23 protein-coding genes are annotated in these 18,313 nt (G+C 39.7%); 10 read left to right on the top strand and 13 right to left on the bottom strand.

The genetic code is table 11. The features are described from left to right. Positions 1 to 73 precede the first annotated feature (73 nt). The 3 genes from O2Q26_RS08685 to O2Q26_RS08675 all read right to left on the bottom strand — a co-directional run bounded on the left by O2Q26_RS08685 (position 74) and on the right by O2Q26_RS08675 (position 2,828). Entirely contained in the window at positions 74 to 1,387 is a 1,314-nt protein-coding gene (locus O2Q26_RS08685; protein WP_289215544.1) for a voltage-gated chloride channel family protein, read from the bottom strand. Positions 1,388 to 1,397: 10 nt separating this feature from the next. Continuing rightward, a complete protein-coding gene (locus O2Q26_RS08680) occupies positions 1,398 to 2,009 on the bottom strand; it encodes a DUF421 domain-containing protein (RefSeq protein ID WP_289215543.1) in 612 nt (203 codons plus the stop codon). A gap of 453 nt (positions 2,010 to 2,462) precedes the next feature. Further along, complete coding sequence (locus O2Q26_RS08675; RefSeq protein WP_289215542.1) at positions 2,463 to 2,828, bottom strand: hypothetical protein; 366 nt, start codon at positions 2,826 to 2,828, stop codon at positions 2,463 to 2,465. Positions 2,829 to 3,224: 396 nt separating this feature from the next. Here O2Q26_RS08675 and O2Q26_RS08670 point away from each other — a divergent pair, with 396 nt between their 5' ends. Next, positions 3,225 to 3,761, top strand: coding sequence for a GrpB family protein (locus O2Q26_RS08670; RefSeq protein WP_289215541.1), 537 nt, complete (start codon positions 3,225 to 3,227; stop codon positions 3,759 to 3,761). 727 nt (positions 3,762 to 4,488) lie between these two features. On the opposite strand, the gene O2Q26_RS08665 is transcribed toward O2Q26_RS08670, so the two are convergent. Further along, positions 4,489 to 4,617, bottom strand: a complete 129-nt coding sequence (locus O2Q26_RS08665) for a hypothetical protein (protein WP_289215540.1) — start codon at positions 4,615 to 4,617, stop codon at positions 4,489 to 4,491. Positions 4,618 to 5,507: 890 nt separating this feature from the next. On the opposite strand from O2Q26_RS08665, the gene O2Q26_RS08660 reads away from it, so the two are divergent. Both O2Q26_RS08660 and O2Q26_RS08655 read left to right on the top strand, forming a co-directional pair. After that, the gene (locus tag O2Q26_RS08660) at positions 5,508 to 6,182 is read left to right on the top strand and encodes an HAD family hydrolase (protein WP_289215716.1); all 675 of its coding nucleotides are present in this window, start codon (positions 5,508 to 5,510) and stop codon (positions 6,180 to 6,182) included. A 120-nt stretch (positions 6,183 to 6,302) separates the two neighbouring features. Further along, positions 6,303 to 6,527: a hypothetical protein gene (locus O2Q26_RS08655; RefSeq protein WP_289215539.1), complete on the top strand. Its 225-nt coding sequence runs from the start codon at positions 6,303 to 6,305 to the stop codon at positions 6,525 to 6,527. 95 nt (positions 6,528 to 6,622) lie between these two features. Here O2Q26_RS08655 and O2Q26_RS08650 read toward each other — a convergent pair whose 3' ends face one another. The 4 genes from O2Q26_RS08650 to O2Q26_RS08635 form a co-directional block, all read right to left on the bottom strand. Further along, positions 6,623 to 6,967 carry a DMT family transporter gene (locus tag O2Q26_RS08650; protein ID WP_289215538.1) on the bottom strand — a complete coding sequence of 115 codons (345 nt, stop codon included), beginning with the start codon at positions 6,965 to 6,967 and terminating at the stop codon, positions 6,623 to 6,625. 22 nt (positions 6,968 to 6,989) lie between these two features. Beyond that, a complete protein-coding gene (locus tag O2Q26_RS08645) occupies positions 6,990 to 7,313 on the bottom strand; it encodes a DMT family transporter (RefSeq protein WP_289215537.1) in 324 nt (107 codons plus the stop codon). Between the two features lie 278 nt (positions 7,314 to 7,591). Beyond that, complete coding sequence (locus O2Q26_RS08640) at positions 7,592 to 8,638, bottom strand: Gfo/Idh/MocA family protein (RefSeq protein WP_289215536.1); 1,047 nt, start codon at positions 8,636 to 8,638, stop codon at positions 7,592 to 7,594. Positions 8,639 to 8,661: 23 nt separating this feature from the next. Continuing rightward, positions 8,662 to 9,648 carry a Gfo/Idh/MocA family protein gene (locus tag O2Q26_RS08635; RefSeq protein ID WP_289215535.1) on the bottom strand — a complete coding sequence of 329 codons (987 nt, stop codon included), beginning with the start codon at positions 9,646 to 9,648 and terminating at the stop codon, positions 8,662 to 8,664. Between the two features lie 584 nt (positions 9,649 to 10,232). Here O2Q26_RS08635 and O2Q26_RS08630 point away from each other — a divergent pair. Together O2Q26_RS08630 and O2Q26_RS08625 are read left to right on the top strand one after the other, a co-directional pair. Then, the gene (locus O2Q26_RS08630; protein WP_289215534.1) at positions 10,233 to 10,373 is read left to right on the top strand and encodes a hypothetical protein; all 141 of its coding nucleotides are present in this window, start codon (positions 10,233 to 10,235) and stop codon (positions 10,371 to 10,373) included. A 105-nt stretch (positions 10,374 to 10,478) separates the two neighbouring features. Then, a complete protein-coding gene (locus O2Q26_RS08625; protein WP_289215533.1) occupies positions 10,479 to 10,613 on the top strand; it encodes a hypothetical protein in 135 nt (44 codons plus the stop codon). A 428-nt stretch (positions 10,614 to 11,041) separates the two neighbouring features. Here O2Q26_RS08625 and O2Q26_RS08620 read toward each other — a convergent pair whose 3' ends face one another. The 3 genes from O2Q26_RS08620 to O2Q26_RS08610 all read right to left on the bottom strand — a co-directional run bounded on the left by O2Q26_RS08620 (position 11,042) and on the right by O2Q26_RS08610 (position 13,181). Then, positions 11,042 to 11,839 carry a LysM peptidoglycan-binding domain-containing protein gene (locus tag O2Q26_RS08620; RefSeq protein WP_289215532.1) on the bottom strand — a complete coding sequence of 266 codons (798 nt, stop codon included), beginning with the start codon at positions 11,837 to 11,839 and terminating at the stop codon, positions 11,042 to 11,044. A 114-nt stretch (positions 11,840 to 11,953) separates the two neighbouring features. Then, positions 11,954 to 12,547 (bottom strand): DUF4397 domain-containing protein, encoded by a 594-nt coding sequence (locus O2Q26_RS08615; RefSeq protein ID WP_289215531.1) that lies wholly within the window; start codon positions 12,545 to 12,547, stop codon positions 11,954 to 11,956. Between the two features lie 355 nt (positions 12,548 to 12,902). After that, the gene (locus tag O2Q26_RS08610) at positions 12,903 to 13,181 is read right to left on the bottom strand and encodes a spore germination protein (protein ID WP_289215530.1); all 279 of its coding nucleotides are present in this window, start codon (positions 13,179 to 13,181) and stop codon (positions 12,903 to 12,905) included. A 173-nt stretch (positions 13,182 to 13,354) separates the two neighbouring features. Here O2Q26_RS08610 and paiA point away from each other — a divergent pair, with 173 nt between their 5' ends. The 4 genes from paiA to O2Q26_RS08590 all read left to right on the top strand — a co-directional run bounded on the left by paiA (position 13,355) and on the right by O2Q26_RS08590 (position 15,438). Further along, positions 13,355 to 13,873: a spermidine/spermine N(1)-acetyltransferase gene (paiA, locus tag O2Q26_RS08605; protein WP_289215529.1), complete on the top strand. Its 519-nt coding sequence runs from the start codon at positions 13,355 to 13,357 to the stop codon at positions 13,871 to 13,873. Between the two features lie 524 nt (positions 13,874 to 14,397). After that, positions 14,398 to 14,553 carry a hypothetical protein gene (locus O2Q26_RS08600; protein ID WP_289215528.1) on the top strand — a complete coding sequence of 52 codons (156 nt, stop codon included), beginning with the start codon at positions 14,398 to 14,400 and terminating at the stop codon, positions 14,551 to 14,553. Positions 14,554 to 14,579: 26 nt separating this feature from the next. Continuing rightward, the gene (locus O2Q26_RS08595; RefSeq protein WP_289215527.1) at positions 14,580 to 14,756 is read left to right on the top strand and encodes a hypothetical protein; all 177 of its coding nucleotides are present in this window, start codon (positions 14,580 to 14,582) and stop codon (positions 14,754 to 14,756) included. A gap of 124 nt (positions 14,757 to 14,880) precedes the next feature. Beyond that, complete coding sequence (locus O2Q26_RS08590; RefSeq protein WP_289215526.1) at positions 14,881 to 15,438, top strand: sugar O-acetyltransferase; 558 nt, start codon at positions 14,881 to 14,883, stop codon at positions 15,436 to 15,438. A 234-nt stretch (positions 15,439 to 15,672) separates the two neighbouring features. Here O2Q26_RS08590 and O2Q26_RS08585 read toward each other — a convergent pair whose 3' ends face one another. Both O2Q26_RS08585 and O2Q26_RS08580 read right to left on the bottom strand, forming a co-directional pair. Then, a complete protein-coding gene (locus tag O2Q26_RS08585) occupies positions 15,673 to 16,482 on the bottom strand; it encodes an ABC transporter permease (protein ID WP_289215525.1) in 810 nt (269 codons plus the stop codon). Beyond that, positions 16,472 to 17,452, bottom strand: a complete 981-nt coding sequence (locus O2Q26_RS08580) for an ATP-binding cassette domain-containing protein (protein WP_289215524.1) — start codon at positions 17,450 to 17,452, stop codon at positions 16,472 to 16,474. The genes O2Q26_RS08585 and O2Q26_RS08580 overlap by 11 nt, the downstream gene beginning before the upstream one ends. A gap of 281 nt (positions 17,453 to 17,733) precedes the next feature. On the opposite strand from O2Q26_RS08580, the gene O2Q26_RS08575 reads away from it, so the two are divergent. Then, on the top strand, positions 17,734 to 18,084 hold the full coding sequence (locus O2Q26_RS08575; RefSeq protein ID WP_289215523.1) for a DUF2200 domain-containing protein: 351 nt from the start codon (positions 17,734 to 17,736) through the stop codon (positions 18,082 to 18,084). The last annotated feature ends 229 nt before the right edge of the window (positions 18,085 to 18,313 follow it).

The raw sequence follows: 18,313 nt of genomic DNA, 5'->3' as shown, positions 1-18,313 counted from the left end.
AGTTGCTAATAAAAATACTAAAGTGTTGGAGAGTTAATCAAAAGTCGGTTTAATAGAGTAAGTAACCATTCGCTTACGAATCCCTGGATTTTTTCTTTTTTTCAACTTCTTCAATGGTATCTCCGTTGGGGATCTTATATAAGCTGCTTTTAGGTTGATATATTTTTTGAGAAGGCCATAATCCATGGTGGCCAGAAAATATATAGCTCACTAGACAAGCAACAAAAAAGTACTCTGCTCCTTTTCCGTCAAACATCTCTATGGCCAATAGGAAAGCTGCTATTGGAGTATTCGTACCAGCACTGAAAGCAGCTATCATGCCCAGGGCAGCGAGAAATGAGATGGGTAAATTCATGAAGTCATGTAACGTGTTTCCTAATGTTGCCCCCATAAAAAATAGAGGTATGGCTTCTCCACCTACAAAGCCAGTGCCGAGCGTAATCGCTGTAAATACTAGCTTTGCAAGGAAGGCAAAGGGAGGTACATCTTCTTTAAAAGATTGTTCAAGCATCTCTAAACCTCGACCATTGTAGTCTTGTGAACCTACTATTAAAGTTAATACTACAATGATTACTCCTCCAATAAAGGCTCTTTTTATATGATTTTTCTTGAAAATTTTTTCAGATAAATTTTGTATTCCGTGTCTTAATTGGCAGTATGAAATACTTAATATGCTGAAAATAACAGCTGCTAATATAACTTTTGTAAATGTAACAAGAGACGCCTCGGGTAGAGTTTGAATAATGAATTCTACGTGTTCAACTCCCAAAGCTGATGTTGTTATATAATGCCCGGTAAAACTAGCTGCAAGGCAAGGAACGAGCGCTTCAAATTTCATTTTTCCTAAAGCAGCCATTTCCATTCCGAAAACGGCGCCTGTTATGGGTGCTCCAAAGGCCGCACCAAACCCAGCGCTTATCCCGCTCATCACTAGGATTTTAGTGTCTTCCTTATTTTTTCTGAAGAACATGTTAACTGCTTGAGCTACGCTGCCGCCCATTTGGATAGCTGCACCTTCTCTTCCAGTTGACCCCCCGAATAAGATGGTTATAAAGGTTCCTAAATAGACGATCGGGCCCATTCTCAACAGAACTTTTTTCTTTCCATGAACGCCTTCAATTACTAAATTATTTAATTCAGCTGCGTCATGCAGTGTGTTATTTAAAAAAACCTTTCCAAACTTCATATATATGTACCCGACCACAACTCCTGCTAAAGGAAGAAAAAAGATGAGCCATCCGCTTTCTTCTCTTATCTCTCCTAAAAAATCATTGGTTTCTAATAGGAAAGCAGTGAACGAACCCACAACTATACCAATCAGGCTTCCGAAAAATACCCATCGACTAAGAACCGTGAAAAAGTTTATATATTTTAGTTTTCTATCCATGTCGCATTCCTCATCTTAATCCTTCCGGAGGTTTCTTTAGATGTTTTTCATTTTTAACTTCCTCAAAAAGGTTGTAGGATTCATTTGGTTGGTCTTCTGTTGTCTCAGTAGAGACAGGAGAGTTGTTCTCTTGAATCATCGTCATCAGCATTTGAATATCTTTTTTAGTAGAGTATTGGAGATCAGGTTTTAGCATATATCCTAACTGACCATTCGATTCGATAGTTGCCCATTGTAAGTCACTGATATTTTGAATGTTTTGTTGTCTTAATCGCACTTCAAGCATATCCACCGTTAAACGTAATTTTCTTAAATTGCTTTCAATAATCAGCCCATTTTCGACAACCATAAGAGATTTTCCATAAATTAAAGTTTCTAGAACATCATATTTCAACACGATATACTCAATAAATAGAAGGGTAAGAACCATTAAAAATGTAATCACCATAGTAATCCAAATGTTTCTCTCGCTTACAGGTTGAATAATTAATGAACCAACAGCTATCATAATGACAGTCTGGGCAACCGTAAGCTGTGAAATTGACTTTCGTCCAGCTAACCTTAAAATAAAGACCCCGCCGACGACAATAACAATAGATTTCCATATGAAATGTAAATCCAATGAAGATCCTCCTTTTATACCCCCACCTATATATAGCTTGTTAAGGATATGTAAATATATACATAGTAAAACCATAGGGCTAGAAACGTTAAAGAGGGTAGAAGTCTGGTAATGGAAGGAATATGGTATTGGGCGATCTCGTTATTTAATTTAGGGTGCGCTTACTGGACCGTTATTACTCAACGTGTAAACAGGGGTTGGAATGTCAAAACTTTTTGGCATTCCAACCCCTGTTTACTTATAATGGTAAATATCACTTTTTGAGGTGTTAATACGCTTTTATTTTTTGTGATCGAAAGGACAGTTTTGATGGTGAAAAATAAAAGCAGTGGTTGTTAAAAAAGGTGAAACATTTGAACAAGCAGCGGTTCGAGAAAGTAGGTAAGAAACAAATTTAACGATAGAAATTTTAACTATAGCTGCGGTGTTGATGACCAATGAAATAACATGATATCACTTTGAATCTACTAACTTTCGGATCGATTTTTTCAGGAAGAAATAATACAAATCCAACACGATCAAGCCGAAGAAGTAAGTAAGAAACGTATAGAAGACATTCCAGGGAGCGCTGTATACCACTTTATCGAATGACAGAGCTACCATTTCCGCCCCGTTTAAAAATAATAAAAACCCTAAGTACACTATCCACCGCTTCCATTTCTTAAAATAAACCATAAATACAAACAGCAATCCCGACGATGGGTTATAGCCAAAATCTATATTAACGGAATTAAAGATAAGTAAATCCGTTTGAGGGTAAAGGGTCCAAAATCCCATTTCCATACCTAACTGGTTAAAGGTAATAGACATTAACGACATAAATGGGGCCACTGTCAAAAATAAAACAGGAACCCGTCGGCAGGTCACAATAGCAATCGTCCAAGGAATTATAAAGGCTATTATAAAATTAAAAAGAATGAAAATCACCGCTTTTTTATGTATTTGTTATTACTTATTATTGGCTTAGAATTCCATTTAATAATAGGAAAAAAATGTAATTTTGAATTTGAGCGGTCCTTAAGTGTATTTTGAAATGAAGCGCAGATTATTTAAGCTATATAAGGCTGCTGAGGAGAACATACGAATGAGCGTCCTGTAATCGAGGCGGAAACTTGGTTACGCATATACTTTTGTATGATTATTGGATATTTACCCTTATAGTTCACTTATTGATAAGCTTCTATTATCTAAGCAAGAAGGAAAGGGGCGTATATAATGGTTAACCGTGCTATGAACATTATGGTTGCAGAGTATGATGAAAACTGGAATGAGCTGTACAAAAAGGAAGCACTAAAAATACGAGAAATAATCAATGGTGAACTTGTTGACATTCATCATATAGGCAGTACAGCAGTACCCAACTTAAAAGCTAAGCCGATCATCGATATAATGCCAGTAGTTAATAACGTGGAAAAAGTTGATGATTTTAATGAACAAATGATTGAAATAGGCTATGAGCCGCTTGGGGAGTTGGGGATTATAGGAAGAAGGTATTTTAGAAAAGGTGGAGAGAACAGGACACACCAAATTCATTTTTTTCAAAATGATAATAAATTTGAAATAGAACGCCATCTTGCAGTCCGTGATTACCTGAAATCGCATAGTGAAGATAGGAATGAATACGGGAAATTAAAAGAAATGCTTGCTCAACAGTTCCCCAAAGACATTGAACGATATAGTGAGGGTAAAAATGATTTTGTGCAAGATCTGGAACGAAAAGCGATGGAGTGGAAACGTAAACATGGTAGGTGAATTTTTTGCAGCTGTAAAGTGGCTATCGCTTATTGCGCTAAGAGGCAGAACTGTGGAAGACTCATTTTCGAGATAATAGACATAATGAAACTAAATTTGGCCCGTATCGTATATGTAATAAGAAAGCTTCAATAGAGGAGAACGAGAAAAGGCATTGAATTTCTATAATGGAGGTGTTAAATCGTCTATGAATAATGGAAACCAAAACAAACCTTTCAACGACGTTATAGCCCATAAACAGAATATTGAAGGCTACCCTAAAACTGGCAGGGGAAAATTACCACTACCAATAAAGTTAATTGGGTATTTTCTTTTCGGAGGCTTTTTCTTAATCATTTTAATCGGGTTAGTAGGAAATATTCTTTTCAACTAAAGGGTCAATCATAAAAGATGATTTAAAGGTAGAGGTGATTCAAGTGTTGCGTTATTTTTGGTTTTTCTTATTCATGGTTGGGGGTCTTTCATTATGGCAGGTATTGTTCTTAACATTTGCCCCGCTAGATATAATGGGGATCTCCTTATTTGCGACTTTTTTCAAATGGCTGTATGAGGTGACCTGGGAAAGAAAATCAGATGGTGCTGAATCACCTTGAAATCAAGACTTAAGTAATCAGGGGCAATTATGAAAAAAATCAGGTATGTGTTGTTGAAGGATGAATGGCTATGATCTGGACAATAATTGGAGTGTGACAAAAGCTGTTAATGGAATGGCGATCCCAATACCTCTTTAGATGAGTAATTGAGTTTCAGAAACTTCTTCACCTCTTTGCTTTTTCCAAACAGGGTAAAAAAATGCGATTACGGATGCAGCTATGAGAGTTATTGACATTATGATCGTTCCCACAATAAAAAACATGTGAGCACCTCCAATTGTGTAAATAATTTCACTGAAAATATAGTTCAAAACATCTGAAGGAACTCCTATTGGGTTCTCTTGAATTGATTTTAAAAATAGGCTCTGTTAAATTTCCGTGTTGATATTCAAATAAGCTCCCTATTCTTGAAGGGTCAGTTTCGAGACTTTTGTATGAGAATACGGCGGCTTCAGAAAACGGATCGCTTTCCGCGGGCATGTGGTGAGCTTCCTCAGGCTTCGCCTTCCGGGATCTCACCGAACATGTCCATCCCGCAGGAGTCTCACCGTTTTCTAAAGCCGCCATATGATTGTAAAGTACTCGAAACTACCACCAAGTTCAGAAATATTAACCAGTTATTGAAATAATTAAATATTATTGGGCATCCCTGGAGTCTCGCTATGTCATGGACTATCTTGCTTTTGTGAGGATAATGGAAACATCATATACGGTTCTTGTATAAGAAATAACCGCTTTAGAGTGATAACCAAAGAGACTTTTTTGCGCAAATAAATGCTTGGAGAAACCTTAAAGTACAGCGAGTATTAAACCTAAAATACTATATACCCTCCACTTTAGTTTAACTCCCCCAGTATTACTAAGAAAGGTTTTGAAGCGATTTCGAGAAGCACATTTATAGTGAAGGGGCGGCGGGGAATGGTGAAGACTCCTGTGGGAAGAGAGTGCTTGGTGAGATCCCGCAGGACGGAACGTCCGAGGAAGCTCACCGCGCTCCCACGGAAAGCGAACCATTCCACGCCGCCCTGTTCCTCTCACCCAATGTCTCGAAAACAAGTCTTCCACAACTGCCATATTGTTGAATAACTCTCTTATGATCATCAACAACCACCTTTAACATATCCTGAAAATAAAGACAATCGGGGGAATTAGTATTATTAAAGCCATTATTTTTGATTTAGATGGGACTTTATTGAACCGAGATGAATCAGTAAAATTTTTTATAGCCGGACAATATGATCGATTGAATGAGTCACTGAATCATATACCGAAAGAAGAGTACATACGAAGGTTTATTGAACTGGATAATCATGGATATGTGTGGAAGGACAAGGTGTATAAACAATTAATAAATGAATTTTCTATTCAGGGAATGACGTGGGAGGAACTACTAGAGGATTATTTAACTTACTTCAAGGAAAACTGCGTACCGTTCCCAAAACTCTTAGAAACGCTGGAGAAATTGAAACAAGATAACTTTCTTATTGGGATGATAACTAATGGAAAAGGTCTGTTCCAAATGAATAACGTAAAGGCTTTGGAAATTGACAGCTACATAGATTCTATTCTTATATCAGATTGGGAAGGAGTAAAAAAGCCTGATCCGATCATTTTTAAAAGAGCATCAAAAAGGCTGAAAGTGTATCCGGAAGAGTGTGTATTTATAGGGGATCATCCAGAGAAAGATGTGAAGGCAGCTAAAGACGTTGGAATGATTGGTATTTGGAAAAGGGACCATCAATGGAATGCAGTAGAAGCAGACTATGTTATAGACGAATTAGATGAAATACATAAAATAATTCAACAGTTAAATTCTGATTGTTGTTAATCTTGATATCGAGTTTTCAAGTGAAACTTGGGACGTTTACGATAAGGATAGAAATCTAACCGGCAACAAGGATGTAGATTTATTTTATAGATTTGGGGTGATAGGATGACACGATTTTATATGGCAGTGACGTATGATGTGTGTGAACACAATAATCTATATGAAGATATGAACGAATACCCTGTAGATTTGACTGTTGATATAGATAATCAAATAAGGAAATTTGCCAAAAAAGATGTTGCACCTTTAGTAAAGCTTTATGAATCAGAGACAAGTGACTTTAAAGAGTTAAGGTTGTCCAAAGAATATAGATTTAAGGAATATGAGTGCAGTTGTAATCAATAGTCTTTCTCTAACTATCTTGGGATTTAGTGAAAGAAGCCCATGTTAGGGCTTCTGATTTCTCTCTAGTATTTTTACGATTATTAACAATAAGGATCTTAGCTCGAGTTTTTTGCTGTATCTGAATTCTCGGACATATTAAGCAGTAGAATTCCACCTATGACCAATATAACCCCCGAAATTTTAAAGAAGGTAAAAACCTCCCCCCATACAATAAAGCCTATGATCGCGGTCAGCACGGTTCCTAATCCTGCCCAAATGGCATAGGCTAAACTCAATGGAATAACTTTCAGACACAAGGATAAGCAAAAATATGAAAGTCCATAACCCGCTACAACCCCTGCAGATGGAAGTAAAACGGTGAATCCATCTGATATTTTGAGCATCGTCGTACCAAAAACTTCTCCTAAAATTGAAATAGCTAGATAAATGTAATACTTCATATGCCTACCTCTTTCACTAGAATTAAAGGGTACTCTCTATGTTCAGTAAAACTATGCCGCCGATAATTAAAAATAATCCAAGAAGCTTTCCTGTATTAATATTCTCCTTGTAGATTGTAATACCAAGTAATGTAGTAAGTGCTGTTCCTGCCCCTGCCCAAATAGCATAAGTCACTCCAATGGGCATTGTCCGTAATGTTAAAGATAAAGCATAGAAAGCCACACCAAAACTCACGACTACTCCTAAAGAAGGTAAGAGTATTTTGAATCCGTTTGACGCTTTAAGCATTGCATTCCCTATAACTTCACAAACAATGGCTATAGCTAATAGAAAATAAGCATTCATAGTTACTCCTCCCTTTTTAAATTCCAATAAGGGTTTACCCTCTTTATTTAACTTTATGGGGAAGGCGCAAGAAAAAAAGAAATTATTTATTTACGTAAAAGAATAAAATGTACCCTATAGAGTAGATTCTTTAAAGCGTCTACTCTACAGGGTGCATTTTGAAAGGCTCTCTTATTTTAAGTTGCTTTATTGAAAGAACCTGCGTCATTTTACAGAAGAATAAAAGAATCTTCCTCTTTGGAGTGTAATTTCTTTCTTGTGCCCGCTGTTATTTATACTCAGTTTATATTTACAGCTTCTCCCGTTCTTGCTGACTCGTATAGAGCCTGGATAATTTGTTGGATGAGCACTCCTTCTAATGGAGTACTTAATGGCTGTTTGTTATGGAGAATACATTCGATAAAATCGTGAACGAGGTATTCGTGCACATTTCGTTCTTCTACATGAGCAGGGGTGGTATCCACCAGTGTGTCGTATTTTTCCTGATATATTTTTAATGGGAAAAGGTCTGCGCCGCCGCGATCACCCAGAATGGACACTTTTTTACTGCTCAGCGTCTCTACGTTTGCGGCAAAAGTAGATTCGAACATAAGAGAGGAGCCATTTTCAAACGTAATCATTCCTCTAGCCATATCTTCTACCGAAAAGTTCTCATAATCCCACTCGCCCATTAACCCTACTCCCGGGCGCTGGCCGATCTTTTGATAAGTAGCCCCTAAAACGGTTTTAGGTGTCGGATATCCCATTAAATATAAGGCTGTGTCCAGCATATGAACACCATTATCGATCAGCGTTCCTCCGCCCTGGAGTTCTTTATTCGTGAACACACCCCACCCGGGAATTCCTCTTCTTCGGTTGTAGTGCGTTTGGGCTGCATAAATCTCCCCTAATTCACCGCCATCAATGTATTTCTTTAACGTCTCTACCTCAGGCTGAAAGCGGAAGTGAAACCCATAGGTTAAAATCTTTCCAGCTTTTTCTGCCTCTAAAGCCATCTTCTCTGCTTCCTTCGCCGTCATAGCCGGCGGCTTTTCACAGAGCACATGGCACCCAGCTTTCAGAGCGGCAATCGCTTGGGAGGCGTGAAATTTATTGGGGGTGCAAATGCTTACGGCATCAAGTTCCATTTCCTCAAGCATTTGTTGTTCATCTTCATAGGCGTAAGGGATGGAAAACTGCTCTGCACATTGAACGGCTTTATCTTTATTATGGTTAGATACAGAAACGACTTGAACATCCTGCCCATAACTTTGGTAACTCGGAATATGGGCACCTCTGGCAATTTCGCCTGCTCCAATAATTCCAATTCGAATGGGGTGTGACATGGAATCCCTCCTATTCATCGTTTCTATCCTTGGTTCTGGTAGTAGTCTTTTACCAGCTCATCCATCACTCGATTTGTACGTAAAGCAGTCTCACCCGTACTTGGGGAGCTCCCTTTACCAATAAGTTCATCTACAATATCCTGGATGAGATGCTTTTGAATATGTTTAGGGCGTTCGATAATAAATGATTGAGTTTCTGATTCTTTGATAAGTGTCACTGGTTTTTCATCAAAGGAGGAAAAAATAATTTCCCCTTTTGAGCCCACGATTCGATTGGTATCCTCATTTTTGTAAGAAGAAAAATTCCAGACACCATTTCCGATCACACCGCTTTCGAAAAGGAAGGTTCCGCTTACAATATCCTCTGCCGGGTAGGCTTCTGCTTGATTGGCTGCGATCCCTTTCGCTTCTTTCACAGGCCCTAGAAGATAATCAAACAAATCCAATGTATGAGAGGCTACATCATAAAACAGACCTCCGCCGCTTATGTCAGGCTGTACTCTCCAGGGCAGGTTATCATTCTCATCTTTCTCTACTAGTTTTTGAGTCTGCTGGATAGAAACAAAACGAATATCACCGATCTCATTATTGTCCAGAAGTTCTTTCACTTTCAAAAAACGAGGCAGAGAGCGTCTGTAAAAGGCTACATATAAAGGCACTTGCTGCTGGCTGCAAGCTTCGACCATTTCCTTGCACTCTTCGACATTCAAAGCCATTGGTTTTTCAACATATACAGGCTTTCCTGCTTCAGCTGCCTTCAGGGTGTACTCTTTATGAGAAGATGGAGGAGTGGCAATATAAACAGCATCCACTTCAGGGTCGTTGATTAAATCTTCCGCTTGATCATACCATTTCGGGACACCATGACGCTCGGCGTAGTCCTTCGCCAGGTCGCCGTTCCGCCTCATAACCGCTGTCAATGTGCTGTTTTCTGCTAAATTGAATGCTGGTCCGCTTTTAACTTCAGTGACATTACCGCATCCGATGATTCCCCATCTTACATTTTTCATTGTTTAGTCTCCTTTTTCCTGGAATATAGTATATCTTTTTCACTCAAACATCTTTAATAAAACCCATTATTTAATGGCCTGGCTGTGATTCTAAAAAATTTATCCATCTGAATTATGTAAGGGTTACCATGCAATTGTAAAGATTTTTAGTGAAACCTGCCCCCCATTGTATGATTTTTTTGAAAATTAGGCTTTACTTTAATGTAAGCTTCTTATATAATTTCCAGTGAAAGATAAAAATTACCAGAAAGCGAGGTCGAAACCAATGATGAAAACTTCAACTTACAACCAAACTGTACAACTAAATCGACCTGCGCTATTAATTAGACCCTAAAACATTTTTTCTGAAAATAGGTTCATAACAGCCGCAGGTGATGCATATTGTATTCCTGTGGCTTTTTTGCGCCTTCCATAAATGGAGTGTGTTTAAAGCAGAGCTGCAGGATACCTGTAGCTTTTTTGACCCCTCCAATAAACGGAGAGACTCAAGCAGAGCCACAGGACCCCCTGTGGCTTTTTCTTATGGAATCAAAGGGTAATTTTACTCTTTTGATATAAATTTACAATTTTTAAGGAGGTGAGCAATGATGACCATGCATTTCTTAATTTTTACAATTCGTATCAACCGGCGTAAAGAACAAAAGTATGCTCCAGTTCCCGGTTACCGGCCGAGCGTTCAAGATCGATGCCTTGACCGGAAAGCAATGACTAAAAATATTATCTAAGAAGGGAGTGTTAACGATGGCTGAACTATTAAGGATTGAATTTATGGATTGGTTAAATGCGGAGAAGGACTCCGCTTAGTGATAATCACTTAGGAGGAATAAATGATGAGAATTAACTTTTTGATATTTGTGTTCTCGATTGAAAAAAGTGCACCGGAAGCTAGAGATCGTTCTGCTGAGCGTGCCAGATTAATCAATGAACGCATTAACGAAACAAAAATGAAACACAATCGAATGTAATAAAAACTCTCCACTTGTTAGAGTGGCATAGTAAATAAAACACCTTGGCTGCCATGACTCTAAATTCTAGTGAGTCTGGCGGCTGTTTACATTATCTGTTGCCATCTGTTTGCCGGGCATCTATGTTATGTTTCAAGAATTATCTGGTGCAATCGGACATTTGCCGTACCAAAAGTCAGCATTCTAACCACTGAAATGAATGTGACTCTCATAGTGAAACTTGCTATTATTCTCGGTTTGATTTGTGCGGTTGGAAATATAATTTTGTATTATTTTTATTTAATAAAAACGATTTCTGATGAAGAATACCGTGCGATTGCTAACAAACTTAACAAGAACAGCTATTAAGGAAAACGCCAATTTAACAGCAAAAAAATGAACTTCCATATAATCCGGAAGTTCATTTTTTTGCTGTTTTAAAGCCATTTCTAAAATAATACGCGAACTTGAACGAGATCCTGGACGCTGTTGTCGTTCGCACTTCTCGTATATACCCAAATCTCCCCCGCGGTAGAAGCGGGAGCCTCGTCGAATACGATAGATTCAGAGAATGTACCGTAAGCAGGTCCTCCTGCTGAGGCTTGAATAGGTGATTCATTTGTCACGGTGTTGCCTTCATCATCTTTAATTTGATATAAAATACTTCCTTCGAACGCTCGCGCAAATCCGGCAAGCTTCTGCCCTTCGCGGATTTGAGTGCCCGGGAACGGGCGGGAAACCACGATGTTGTAGGAAGAAGGGAGCGGGAGGATGAGTCGTGAGCCTGGGTATATGACGTCCGGCGCGATGCCAGGACGCTGGCGGTTCGCTTCAAGCAGGCTTGCAAGCGAAATACCGAACCGCTGGGCGATTTTATTCAGCGTGTCTCCTTGTTCAATCTCATAAACAAAAGCTGGGACAAGCAGTACTTGATTCGGATAAATATAGTTCGGATCCCCAAGCTGCGGATTGATGCCGAACAATAGATCGACACTGGAAGAAAAGCGCCGGGCATATTGATTGAGCGTTTCACCAGGACTGACGATTTGATAGGTTTGATTCGGACCTTGTTTGGATACTAAGAGAATTTGTCCAGGATAAATTAAACCGGGATCCGTAATCGGGGGATAAAGGGCATTGGCCTGTTCGATATCGGACACCTCACTGCCGAAACGTCTCGCGATGGAATACAGCGTGTCCCCAGGCTGAACGGTATAAATGTAATGAGTGCTGTTTTCGATGGGCATGTAGATTCCTCCTTAGTGAAAAAAGTTTTTCTTCCTACATCTTATTCATAAATGGGCCGAGTCATGAGTAACTAAATCCACGAAAAAACAGGCAGAGAGGCTGCCTGTTATTCATTATGGTTTAAGAAAAATGGCTTCAAGCGGGGGTTCTTCTCCGACAAGACCGACAGCTACCGCTGTGTACCCTTGATTTGGATTCAACGTAGCATCTTCCACCGTAAGCGCTACCTGGTTCGTCCCCGCTACACGCACTTCGAGATCCGCCGTGGTCGGGGAGAGCGTGATGTAGCGAGTTGCCTTGCCAAAAGGAACGTTACGGAATAATACATCGCCGCCTTTTACAGCAATATCAACCGCTGGTGCATTCGGTGACAGGTGCCAGAATCGCACCTTCGCTTTTCCTGAAGACACACTATCACTGTCTACAGCCGCAAGCAGCTGTAGATCATCAAGCGTGCCCGCAGCGGCTACTGTATACATCTTCGCAGGCTCTACTTCCACCATTTGTGATAACACCGGCTGCCCCATCTCGCCCTCCGGATAAATATCAATCTGGTACTGACCGGCGGCCACACTTAAATATTCACTTTGCTGCTTATAAGTAAGTCCCTCCAAAATTTGCTGGCCATTGACATACACATCAACCGCTGGCGCATCAGGTGAGGCATGAAGCACGCGCACCTTGGCTTCACCGTTCATACCCATCATTTGATTACCACCGCTATTGCGCTCATTCAACCAGCGGTACATACACTCAAAGTGCTTTTGGTAGTAATACATATGCTTTTGTGGGTCGGTATACTTAAAGTAATCAGCCATCAAACCATACTTCGCAGCTTCCCAGGCCAACTGATCAGGATTTTCACGGTAATACATGGATCATTCTCCTTTCATAAAAAACTACCCTTCTAAGCCTATTCAGCTTTTATGAAATGAGAACCTTATCGAGCAAACTTGTCTTCACCGAAAAACAACTGGACTGCCACGGCTCCTCGCAATTCAGTCTGAACCCAAAACCGCACAAAAAAATCAGTCCCGCATCGGAACTGATTTCTGATTTTTTTCATTCATTGATGGATAAATAGAGGTGGTGTGAGGACTCACGCTTCGGCGGCATCTCCAGCATCAAAGCTTCAAGAATGAAGTTTTGCACGGAAATCTTATCTACTAGCCCATCCATATAGATAACAGCTGCTGATGTTTTGTGAACCATCAAAGATCGGATCACAAGATCAAAGGTGTTGCCCATTGAAGTGCGAATATGTGCTAAGCTGTCTTCCAAATTAGGAAAAAGGGGTTGTGAAGCAGGTGGAGTTGTTTGATTATTAGAGTTTTGCTTCAACGAAATCCCACCTTTTCTCTTGGACGTTTTTGTTTATTTTGTTCAAAAACTGAGAAATTATGAATAATTTAATGATGTTTATGAAAGAGCCGATATTAAATGAAATTTCCAAATTCACTTAATGAAAAAGACTGGAGTTCGAAAAAAGTAAGGTAAGAGAGAGGAGCGGTTAAATGAATATAAATGCGAGAAGATGTACAATGGAAGATACTTACACACTTCAAAAAATCGGCCGGGAAACCTTTAAGGATGCCTTCGCGGATCAAAATTTCCCAGAAAATATGAAGGCCTATTTGGAGGAAGCATTTAATAAAAAGCAAGTGGAAAAGGAGTTATCCAACCCTTCATCGCAGTTCTTCCTCGTTTCTATTGATGGGGAGTCCGCTGGATATTTAAAGGTCAACAGTGGGGAGGCACAGTCTGAAAAAATGGGTGATGACGCTCTTGAGATTGAGCGCATTTATATTATAAATAGATTTCAAAAGCATGGACTTGGTAAATATCTTTTCAATAAAGCTATGGATATTGCTGTGGAACAAAATAAAAATAAGATATGGCTCGGCGTATGGGAAAAAAATGAACATGCGATTTCTTTTTACAAGAGGTTAGGATTTGTACAAGCGGGATCGCACTCTTTTTTTATGGGGGATGAGGAACAAACGGACTTGATCATGGTTAAAAGCCTCTATTAATAAAAACTCTTAATGTTGTAGTTTCAGAGGGATGAAACCACGCTTCTTAAAGTAAGGGGAGCGTGCCTATTTAAAGTAACTCCAAATCGAGTCTTAAGGGGAAGCTGGATTATCTTTAGCAAAGGTAATCCTCTTTTTACTTATGAAAAAGCATTGAGTTTCAGGATGTGGTTTGAAAAATTTGAACTATCTAAGCAGGAAGTATTCAATGGTCCAGATAACAAAATAATTTAGTGTGTCAGCGAGGTGATGAGAAATGCAGATAAGTGTGAGTAAATGGGCTTGGAGGGATATCATACTAGGTTTTATATTCATTGCGGTTCTCTACATAACGTTACCTTATTTCGGAATCAATACCTTATCTATAGCCCTAGCTCTGATGGGTGTGGTGGAATGGGCGACCAAATTTATTCTTCCCTGGATTGTTTTATTTTGGGGTATCAGGCTGATAAAGAATCTGGAGTCTAAATAGATGATTTTTCAATGGAGTTGTTCTTAAGCTTTAAAGAAAGGGAGGACGTTATGTGATTGCTGCATTACTATTAATGGGCATGCTTGTCTTGCTTTTAAATCTTTTTGCAATTCCTGTAGGTACTTCAAATGCCTTATTAATCTCTGCCGTTCTATTTGGTTCAGCAATAATTCTCTCACTAATGAAATCGAAAAAAGCGGATAAGTAAGTGTATACAGCAAGGTGGTGTAACTATTGAAGCATTTAATTGGTATGTACATTGTGATCGCAATCATCGTATTTGTTAATTTAACGAGTGAATTTATTTTTAATAGTGAGTATTCAGCTATCGCCAGTTGGCTTATGGGCATGTTATTTCTATTTGGAACGATATTCTTTGCTAATGCAAGGTATTATCTATCCGAGAAGTAAAGGACCTTAGCAAAATGGAATGGATATGAAGATCCCTCGTGGTAAAGTCTATCCCTCTTCATTTCGTGCAAAAGCTTATAGGGTACCACAAATACAACTATCTATGAAAGGTGGAATAGGATAAATGAAAACAGAAAAAGAAAAGATGTTAAATGGAGAGCTCTATTATCCAGCCAGTAAAGAATTAGCGGAGGACAGAGCAAGAGCCAGGTCTCTTGTACGTTCATTGAATGACGTAAGTGAAGCTGAGGAAGAAAAGCGTGCGTTGTTATTAAAAGGGATGTTTGGTTCTACGGGAGAAAACATGTACCTCGAATCCATTTTTCGTTGTGATTACGGATACAACATCCATGTCGGGGAGAACTTTTACGCTAACTTTGACTGTACGATTCTAGATGGCGGGAGAGTGACGATCGGAAAGAACTGCATGCTTGCGCCGGGCGTACACATTTATACAAATACTCATCCCGTAAATGCGGAAGAACGAATGACGGAAATCGAATTTACGAAACCAGTAACGATTGGGGATAATGTATGGATCGGTGGAAGAGCCGTCATTAATCCGGGAGTGTCTATCGGAAATAATGACGTCATAGCATCTGGAACTGTTGTAGTGAAAGATGTCCCGGATAATGTGGTCGTCGGAGGGAATCCAGCGAAAGTAATCAAAGAGTTGGATTAATTGTAATAGTACGGTTTGAATATTGATTGATTTTAAGGTTTTAGGAGGTGGTCATTTGTTTGATCTTTTAGAAGGGATGAAGCAAGGGAACAAAAAGCAAAGAAATGGGGTAAAGGAAGGTTTTATAACGAGCAAGCTTTGAAAGTAGCAGTAAACAGCCTTACTCCCATAAAGAACCGAAGCAGGGCTGTCAGCATTTTATATTTTTATAGGTGACAACCAGAATCAGCCAGCTTAATTCTTATTTCTAAAAAAGTACATCGTCAGTGTACCGAACACAGCAATTAAACCTACGGAGATGTAGGTGATGATCAATAATTCGCTCGTTACATCATACCCGTGAATCAATCCTCTGGACGCATCGACCACGAATGTTATCGGGTTAATGTCTACAAAGTGCTGCAGCCAATTTGGCATAGTTGATGGATCTACAAATACGCTGCTTAAAAAGGTGAGAGGGAATAACAGCATCATACTTATAGCCATGAGAGCCTTTTCTGAACGTACAACGATTCCAAGCATCGTCCAGATCCAGGATAAACTAAAAGAGAAGAATAGAATGACCAGGACAGCAAGGACGATGCCTGAGAACCCGGCTTCTGCACGAAACCCTAGAATGTAACCAAGTGTAATCATAATGGTTGCGGCAAGTGAATATCTCACGACGTCCACTAACAGCGCCCCTACTAAAACAGCAGGCTGCCAGATTGGCAGTGAACGAAAACGATCAAATACGCCTTTCTCGATATCTTTATTTAAATCAAGCCCAGTATACATCGTAATCATCGCGACAGTCATGACTAAAATTCCCGGCAGGACAAAGTCTAAGTACTCTCCTGTTGAGCCTGAAATCGCTCCACCGAATAAGTACGTAAACATCAGCAGGAAGATAATCGGGAATACCGTTACATCAAATAGTTGTTCGGGAACATAGCGGATGCGTAATAATGCCCGCCAGGCAAAGGTAAGAGCGGCACTCATAGGTGAAGCTTTGGGCGGGCGTTTTTCTAATTTGATTGATTTTTCTAATGAATTATTCTCCATTTGCTTCCCCGCCTTTCTCTTTAGCAGGCTTTCCGGTAATGGTTAAGAATACATCATCTAAACTTGGCTGCTGCATAGAGAAGTCTTTCACTGCTATCTGGTGGTTGGCTAATTCTCCAATGGCTTTTGCAGCCTTTGACTGGTCTTTCATCGTTACGGAAATCGATAAGCGGCCACGATCCACTTCAGGGGTCTGAGTGAACATCCCTTCAAAGATGGACTCCGCCTTGTTCAAATCCCGTTCGTCTTCGAATTCAATAATCAAACTTCGAACGCCAATCGATGATTTCAATTCTGCGCTCGTTCCTTCTGCAATTAGAACTCCCCGGTCTATGACACCAATAAGGTCAGCAAGTTGATCGGCTTCTTCTAAGTATTGTGTCGTAAGAAATACTGTCGTTCCGTTTTTGACTAATGCTCGAATAACCGTCCACACTTCATTTCGGCTTCTTGGATCGAGGCCGGTGGTAGGTTCATCTAAAAAGAGCAGTTCGGGTGAAGTGATTATACTTGCGGCGATATCGATTCTTCTTCTCATTCCGCCGGAGTATTTCTTCACCTGGCGCTTCGCTGCATCTTCTAAATTAAAAGCGGCTAATAATTCATCGGCACGCTGTTTTGCTTCTTTTCGCGAAAACCCAACTAACCTGCCAATGAATATTAAATTCTCGCGGCCGGATATTTCTTCATCAACTGAAGCGAACTGTCCTGTTAAACTGATCGACTGCCTTACTTCATCCGCTTCTTTTGCCAGGTCATACCCCATGACTTTCGCTTGACCTTCTGTCGGTTTCAGCAGTGTGGCCAGCATACGGATCATCGTCGTCTTCCCGGCTCCATTAGGTCCGAGGAAGCCATAGACAACTCCCTTTGGCACCTTTAAGCTGATGCCGTCTACAGCTCGTTCTTTTCCAAAAGCTTTAACTAAATGATCGGCTTCTACTGCGTAAGATGTATTTGAATGATCCATTTGTTGACCTCCCTATTCGCTTTTATTTTACCATAGGACAGCAGCCTTGATATCAGGCTGGACGATGGTAGTAAAGCAGGTTTTATAAAATCGACAGTTTCCTATGATAGCAAGGTTCATTTCCTGCATTTTCTATGAAAAAAGGGAGCGTAGTGAAGGGTTCCTTGCATGCCTCACTTCCAGTCTTTAAAAAACAGTTATGCAGGAAAAATCAACTAAATGTATTGAATGATATAATTGTAGGACCAGTAAACAAAACTATAGGGGAGGGAGGAAGAGTGGTGACTAAACATAAGATTTATACCATGAGTTTCGCAAGTGTGTATCCCCATTATATTGCGAAGGCAGAGAAAAAAGGACGTACGAAAACAGAAGTCGATGAAATTATCCGCTGGCTGACAGGGTATAACCAGAACGAATTAGAAGCACAGCTGGAAAAGAAGACAGACTTTGAGACTTTCATTGCGGAAGCTCCTCAACTAAATCCTTCACGCACTTTGATTAAAGGTGTGATTTGCGGTGTGCGAGTGGAAGACATCGAAGAACCAACGATGCAGGAAATCCGCTATATGGATAAGCTGATTGATGAATTAGCCAAAGGAAAAGCGATGGAGAAGATTTTAAGGGAATGATTATGGAGCACGAGATGCTGCTCCAATAAAACCGCTGCCTTTAAAAAGAAGTGATTTTTAAAATGATTCATTTCTTAGGAATTTTCTTTATAACTACTTCACCGTTCTCATCCAGAAATGGCGTGAGGGAAACCCCTTACAATGCCATATCATTGATTAAAACTCTTATTCAAAATCAATAACGAAGTTTAATACAACGAATTCAAAAAATAGAGGCAGATCATCTGAA

Source organism: Halobacillus campisalis (assembly GCF_030345335.1).
Classification (GTDB): domain Bacteria; phylum Bacillota; class Bacilli; order Bacillales; family Halobacillaceae; genus Halobacillus_A; species Halobacillus_A campisalis.
The sequence above is the reverse complement of the archived record's forward strand: the minus strand, read 5'-3'. Positions and strand labels throughout refer to the sequence as shown.